Below are 2,018 nucleotides of genomic sequence, written 5' to 3'. Positions count from 1 at the left end.
AATTTTGAAAAAGTTGATATATCAACTTTTTCAAAATTTTAGTTTAACTTTTCACTTTTTCTACTTTTTCTCATTTCTAACTTTTATTGTCCTCTTTAAAATTAATTTATTGTAATTGAGTTTTCTTTTTGAAACCTTTTTGGGGATCTTTGCTAACACTTTTATGTTTATAACAATAGAGTTCTTGAGTGCTTGTATTACTACTCTCCACCTTCACCTGTATCGAGATTTTCTCAATCCATACAACAACTTTACTTTGTCTAACTTTCTTTCAATACTCATCTGCAACTTCAAGGTCTCAACAAAATATTTGTCTCTGTCAACTGCTCTAAGTTTTAGTCATCACTTACAAATATTTACTTCTCTCTTTTTTGTTTTGGCAATTTTGTTAGATTTGAACTTTCATTACCGTGAAGGATATAAACATAGGTAATAAGACTTCCCATAAAAGTGGTAAGACAACCCACAATGTTATGTTGTAACCTTTTCTTTGTGGAAGAAAGCACAAAGTCCCTGCGGTCATTCTGAGGGCGTAAGCCCGAAGAATCTCATCCTTTTGTGTTTTTCTATTACTTGGAGAAGTCTTGAGAGGGTGTCTTTTACCCCCTCAAATATGAGATCCTTCGCTATCGCTCAGGATGACAAAGAAAAGGGATACTCAGGATGACAAAGAAAAGGGAAACAGGATGACAAAGAAAAGGGATGCTCAGGATAATAAAAAAAAGAGGGTCAGGATGACAAAGAAAAGCGTTCAGGATGACATGATTCTGGGTGACATAATTCAGGGTGCCAAGAACTTGTCCTGTTATCCACTTTGTGTAAGCAAGCACTTGTTTTAGGATAGGAGTTTATAAGAGCGCTCTACACAAAACCTTGAAAAAAATATTAAATGACGTTATAATAAGTTGACGCGCCTATAGCTCAACTGGATAGAGCAACGGTCTACGGAACCGTGGGTTGCGGGTTCGACTCCTGCTAGGCGCGCCAATTTTTTAAGATTTATTCTTCTTAGTATTATCAAGCATAGGCATCTTAATACCATGCTTTTTTGCTGTTTGAATGGCTATTTCATAGCCTGCATCTGCATGTCGAACAACACCGCTTGCTGGATCATTATGGAGGACCCTTGATATTTTTTCATGTGCAAGGTCTGTTCCGTCTGCAACTACTACAAAGCCTGCATGTATTGAATATCCAATTCCTACTCCTCCACCATGATGGACTGATACCCATGTCGCTCCAGATGATGCATTGAGTAGGGCGTTTAAAATAGGCCAATCTGCTATTGCATCTGAACCATCAAGCATCTTTTCAGTTTCCCTGTATGGAGAGGCAACAGATCCAGTATCGTGGTGGTCTCTACCTATTACAATTGGTGCCTTTAGTTTCCCTTCTTTTAAAAGTTTATTAATCTCAAGTCCAAATGTTTCTCTTTCTCCTTGTCCAAGCCAGCATATCCTTGCGGGAAGTCCCTGGAAGTGCACTTTTTTGTGGGCAAGATCTATCCATTTCTTTAAGTGCTCATCATATGGGAAAAGATTCAAGACAACTTCATCTGTAGTGTAGATGTCCTCTGGATCTCCAGATAAAGCAGCCCATCTAAAAGGACCTTTACCTTCCGCAAAAAGTGGTCTAATGTATTCTGGAACATATCCAGGAATTTCAAAAGCATCCTCTGCTCCATGGTCGTAGGCATTCCTTCTAAGGTTATTTCCGTATTCAAATACTTTTGAACCCGCCTTTTTCATTTCAACAATAGCATTTACGTGCTCTACCATTGATTCATACACTCTTTTTAGATATCCATCTTTTTCCTGTTTCCTTATTATGCTTGCTTCTTCAACACTTAAACCTTTCGGGATATACCCATTAAGAGGATCATGTGCTGCAGTTTGGTCAGTTACAATATCTGGTATGAAACCATCTTTAATCATTTTAGGTAAGATATCTACAATATTTGCATGAAGGCCAATTGATATTGGTGTTCCTTTTTCTTTATTTTCCAAAGCAATCTTAAT

Annotated in this window: 1 protein-coding gene and 1 tRNA gene; one reads left to right on the top strand and one right to left on the bottom strand. The window is 37.5% G+C overall.

Annotated features, from left to right (window positions below; all coding sequences use genetic code 11):
• Positions 1–910 precede the first annotated feature (910 nt).
• Positions 911–987: transfer RNA gene (locus K6343_01545), tRNA-Arg, on the top strand.
• Positions 988–992: 5 nt separating this feature from the next.
• Here K6343_01545 and hutU read toward each other — a convergent pair.
• On the bottom strand, positions 993–2,018 hold a 1,026-nt coding region (hutU, locus tag K6343_01540), incomplete at its 5' end, for a urocanate hydratase (protein ID MEF3244658.1).

The sequence above is a fragment of the Caldisericaceae bacterium genome, from assembly GCA_036574215.1.
In the GTDB taxonomy this organism is placed as follows: Bacteria; Caldisericota; Caldisericia; order Caldisericales; family Caldisericaceae; genus Caldisericum.
The sequence above is the reverse complement of the archived record's forward strand: the minus strand, read 5'-3'. Positions and strand labels throughout refer to the sequence as shown.